Origin of the sequence: Salinisphaera sp., from assembly GCF_035690525.1 — a bacterium.
Taxonomy (GTDB): domain Bacteria; phylum Pseudomonadota; class Gammaproteobacteria; order Nevskiales; family Salinisphaeraceae; genus Salinisphaera.
In genome coordinates this window covers 1-4,501 of record NZ_DASSKM010000126.1, presented here as the reverse complement: position 1 = coordinate 4,501, position 4,501 = coordinate 1, and the positions used below count along the sequence as shown (strand labels likewise).

The window sequence follows — 4,501 nt, the reverse complement described above, 5'->3', positions numbered from 1 at the left end:
GGCACGGCCGGCATCGTGGGCGGCAGCTCGAACACATGCCCGGACAACCCCGGCGGGCGCTTGCAGGTGTCTTGTGGCAACGCCGCGGACCGCTGGCACGTGATGGGCGTGACGCTCAATGCCGGCGGTTCTTTCCAGTGGCTCATCGACGCCCTGACGCCGCTGGCCGGCCATGAACTGGACTACGATCGGCTCATCGAGCTGGCCGAATCGGCGCCGGCCGGGGCCGGCAACCTCATCTTCGCGCCGCACCTGATGGGGGAGCGTTGCCCCGACGTCGCGCCCGAGGCACGGGGCGCGTGGCTCGGTCTGACGCGCGGCCACGATATCGGGCATATGACGCGCTCGGTGATCGAGGGCGCGATCATGAATCTGCGCGCCATTCTCGATCTCTTCGACGAGGCCGGCCTAGGCACGGAACGTCTGCGCGTTTCCGGCGGGGCGACCAATTCACCATTTTGGCTGCAATCATTGGCCGATATCACGGGTCACCGGTTGGCCACGATCTCCGGCGCGGCCACCGGCGGCGCGGCCGGGGCGGCGCTCGTCGCCGGCGTTGGCGCGGATTTCTGGACGGATCTCGACGAGGCCACGGGCCATGTATCCGAAATCCGGCACGTGTCGCCCGATGCCGAGCGCGCGCGCCGCTATAACGAGATATATCCCATCCACAAGTCGCTGTTGCGGCAGCTCGCACCGTATTACCGGCAACTCGCTGCCGCCGAGGATCGCATCGCGTGACCACATCCAATCCACCCAAAGCCGTCATATTCGATCTCGACGGCACGCTCGTCGATAGCGCGCCCGATATCGCGCTGGCGCTGAACCGGACCCTCGCGGACCGCGGACTCGGACCGTTGGATCTGGAAACGGTAAGGACCCTGATCGGCGAGGGGGCTACCCGTCTGGTCGAACTGGCCTACGACGCGCTCGGCGCGGCTCCGGGCGATCTCGATGCGGAAGTGGCGCGGTATCTCGACTACAGCTACGACAATCCTGTTCAGCGGTCGTCGCTCTATCGTGATGCGAAACCTGCGCTGCATGCCATGGCGAAGGCGGGGGTCGCGCTCGGGGTTTGTACCAATAAAAGCGAACGCCTGGCGCGCGAGGTTCTAGGGCATTTCGGGTTGTTGGGCATCATGTCCAGCGTCGTCGGCGCCGACAGTACGCCAAAGCGAAAGCCCCATCCGATGCCGCTGCTGCGCGTTATCGAGGAGCTTGGCGTGTCGGCCGATGCGTGCCTGTACGTGGGTGATACCGAGATTGATCGCGACTGCGCGGCTGCCGCCGGCATGCGCTGCCGAATCGTCCAGTGGGGTTTGGGGCCGAGCGTTGCGACCGCCGAGCCGCGGCTCGACAGTTTTAGCGAAATTCTAGCCGGGGACGTGGACTTCCAAGACATGGACTTCCAAATTGAATAGATCGGGCAAAGACATTCTCAAAAGGATCGCGGCACACCGCGAGGGTTTGGGCAAGGCCGAACTGCGCGTCGCCGAATACATACTCAAGCAGCCTGAACGCGTGATCACGATGACAATCGTCGATCTCGCCAAGGCCAGCGAGGTGAGCGATCCGACAATCATTCGCCTGTGCCGGCGGTTCGACTGTAAGGGGTATCAGGACTTCAAGGTGCGGCTGGCGCAACAGCTCGCGCCGGAGCCGCCGTTCCTGCATCAGCCGATAGAGCAGGGCGATGATGTCGATAGCGCCGTGGAGAAAATCCTGCTCAACTCGATCAACGCGCTCAAGCGCTTTCGTGCGGATGTCGATGCCGCGGCGATCGATCGCGCGGCCGACAAGCTCATGCAAGCACGGTTGGTTTATCTGTTCGGCCTGGGCATATCGGAAACATTGGCCTTCGACGCCGAACACAAGCTGTTTCGGCTCGGTATTCACTGCCGTACCGTGCTCAATGGTCAGCGCCAGATGTTGATGGCCCCGAATCTGAATCAAGACCATGTGGCGCTGTTTTTCTCGCATTCCGGACAAACGCGCACGCTGGTCAGCGTCGCTTCGCTCATCAATTCCACCGGCGCCGACTCGATCGCGATCACGGCGCCCGGCTCGCACCTCGCGCGAACCGTCGACACGGTGGTGCCGGTGCCGCCGTACGACCGCAGCGAGATATACACGCCGCTCACCGCTCGGCTCAACCATCTGGTCGTGATCAACATGCTCGTCGTGGCGATTCGCCTCAAGCAGGGCAAATCGATGCCCGACAACTTGAACGCGCTCGATTCCTGGTTGACGGAAAAACTTCTATAACGAAAGGATTCATTACATGAGCAATAACGCGCCGCAGGATGAGGCGAAGATCGTCGCCGGTCGTCGCGCCATCGATACCTATCTCGAAAATGGAATGAGCATCGGGCTCGGGTCCGGTACGACGTCTTATGCGTTTGTTCGCGCGCTCGGTGAAAAGGTGCGCGATGGGCTGGAAGTGCAAGGCGTGACCACGTCGACCATCACGCGCGATATCGCGCGCGAGGTCGGTGTGCCGTTGATGGATATCAATGAAGTGACACAGCTGGATCTGACCGTCGACGGCGCCGACGAGATCGACCGCGCGGGCCGGATGATCAAGGGCGGGGGCGCTTGTCTGCTCTGGGAAAAGATTGTCGCGTATACGTCCAGGCGCATGGTCGCGATCGTCGACGAAACCAAACTCGTCGATCCCATAGGCGCTTTTCCGCTGCCGATCGAGGTCATTCCTTACGGCTGGCGCAATACGATGCATCAACTCGCGGCGTTGCTGACGCCGTTCGGTTATGACAAGCCACGGTTGGAACTTCGCGGCGGCAGTTCGGATCCGGTCGTGACCGATAGCGGTCATTACATCATCGATTGCCATCTCGAAAAGATCATGGACGCCGATGGCATGGCGCCGCTGTTCAACCAAATCCCGGGGGTCGTGGAAAACGGCCTGTTCGTCGGTATCTGCGACGAGATCGTCATCGGCCGGTTCGACGGTAGCAGTGAAATAATCAAGGTTCGCGGGTAAGAGCCTGTTAAGGGCGGCGCGAATGTGAATTGGAGGAGACGACATGATCAACAATAAGAGTGCGAATCCGTTGGATTTGTCCGGCCGGACCGCGGTCGTCGTGGGTGCCGGCGGTGGCATCGGCGGCGCGATCGCGAAGACGTTGGCCGCGGCCGGCGCCCGCATCGTCAGCATCGATCGTACGCCGGGGGTCGCGAAACGGTATGCCGAAGACCTCGGCGCGAGTCTGTTGGCCGGTTTCGAAGTCGATATCCGCGACTACGCCAACGTCGCGAACGTGAGCGACATGATCCAGCAACAGTTCGGTTCGGTGGATATCCTGGTCAACAGCGCCGGCGTGGTGGACAACACACCGGCCGAGGACATGACGCCGGAACAGTGGCGCTGGGTGTTTGGTGTCAATCTGGACGGGCTGTTCTGGTGCTGCCAGTGTTTCGGCCGCCAAATGCTGGCGCGCAATAGCGGCGTGATCGTCAATATTGCGTCCATGTCGGGGCTCGTGGTCAATAAGCCGCAGCCGCAAGCGTCGTACAATACCTCCAAGGCCGGCGTAATCATGCTGACCAAGTCGCTCGCGGCGGAGTGGGCGGACCGTGGCGTGCGCGTCAACGCCGTATCGCCCGGCTATATCGGTACGGACATGACCAAACACGGCTTGGAACAGCCCGCGTGGCGCGACGCGTGGTTGAATATGACGCCGATGGGGCGTGTCGGCGAGCCCCCGGAAATCGCCAACGCGGTCTGGTTTTTAGCCAGCGACGCAGCCACATTCGCGACCGGCAGCAATCTGGTAGTGGATGGCGGATATACGACGTGGTAACTGCGCATCTTTAGCTGTCACCATTTATTACTCCGGCGATTGGGTAGACAATCGGTTTCGGAGCAATAATCGAGCGCTTCGGCTCGCCCGCGGCGCGAGCACCGCGAGTGCCATAGAGCGCGCGGCGGCATGGATATGCGCCGGCCGCGCGTACGAAATCGCAACGCTGTGCGTATTTCGTCACAGCTTTAATTATCACCAAGATTGATTCAGGAGCCCCCCATGCCCGAGATCACCGGCCAACACTTCATCGGCGGCGCCCGCGTGGCGGCGGGCACGGCCACGCTGGCCAGCCATGCGGCCGAGGACAACACGCCCTACAAGCAGGATTTCTTCGAAGCGACGGCCGACGAAGTCAGTGCCGCCGCGAGCGCGGCGCAGGCCGCCTTCGATACCTTCTCGACCCTTGACGCCGAGACCCGTGCAACGTTTCTCGAAGCCTGTGCCGACGAAATCGAAGCGCTTGGCGATGGCGTGATCCGCGAAGCCATGCGCGAGACCGCGCTGCCGGAAAAACGCCTGACCGGCGAAGTCGGGCGGACGACCGGCCAGCTGCGCCTGTTCGCCAAAGTCCTGCGCCGCGGCGACTATCTGGGCGCGCGGATCGACACCGCCACCGATAGCGCCCCGGATATCCGCCAGATCCAGCAGGCCATCGGCCCGGTGGCCGTGTTCGGCGC

The 4,501-nt window shown here is 62.5% G+C and carries 6 protein-coding genes; all 6 read left to right on the top strand.

All coding sequences use genetic code 11. From position 1 onward, the window contains the following. The coding region (locus VFJ08_RS09510) for a xylulokinase (protein WP_324996963.1) at positions 1 to 741 on the top strand (741 nt) is incomplete at its 5' end. Next, entirely contained in the window at positions 738 to 1,421 is a 684-nt protein-coding gene (locus VFJ08_RS09505) for an HAD-IA family hydrolase (RefSeq protein WP_324996962.1), read from the top strand. The genes VFJ08_RS09510 and VFJ08_RS09505, both read left to right, overlap by 4 nt. Beyond that, positions 1,414 to 2,265 (top strand): MurR/RpiR family transcriptional regulator, encoded by an 852-nt coding sequence (locus VFJ08_RS09500; RefSeq protein ID WP_324996961.1) that lies wholly within the window; start codon positions 1,414 to 1,416, stop codon positions 2,263 to 2,265. The genes VFJ08_RS09505 and VFJ08_RS09500 overlap by 8 nt, the downstream gene beginning before the upstream one ends. Positions 2,266 to 2,281: 16 nt before the next feature. After that, positions 2,282 to 3,001 (top strand): ribose-5-phosphate isomerase RpiA, encoded by a 720-nt coding sequence (gene rpiA, locus VFJ08_RS09495; protein WP_324996960.1) that lies wholly within the window; start codon positions 2,282 to 2,284, stop codon positions 2,999 to 3,001. A 43-nt stretch (positions 3,002 to 3,044) separates the two neighbouring features. Then, positions 3,045 to 3,821: a glucose 1-dehydrogenase gene (locus VFJ08_RS09490; protein ID WP_324996959.1), complete on the top strand. Its 777-nt coding sequence runs from the start codon at positions 3,045 to 3,047 to the stop codon at positions 3,819 to 3,821. A 222-nt stretch (positions 3,822 to 4,043) separates the two neighbouring features. Further along, positions 4,044 to 4,501, top strand: a 458-nt coding sequence (locus tag VFJ08_RS09485; RefSeq protein WP_324996958.1) for an aldehyde dehydrogenase family protein, incomplete at its 3' end; no start/stop codon positions are given.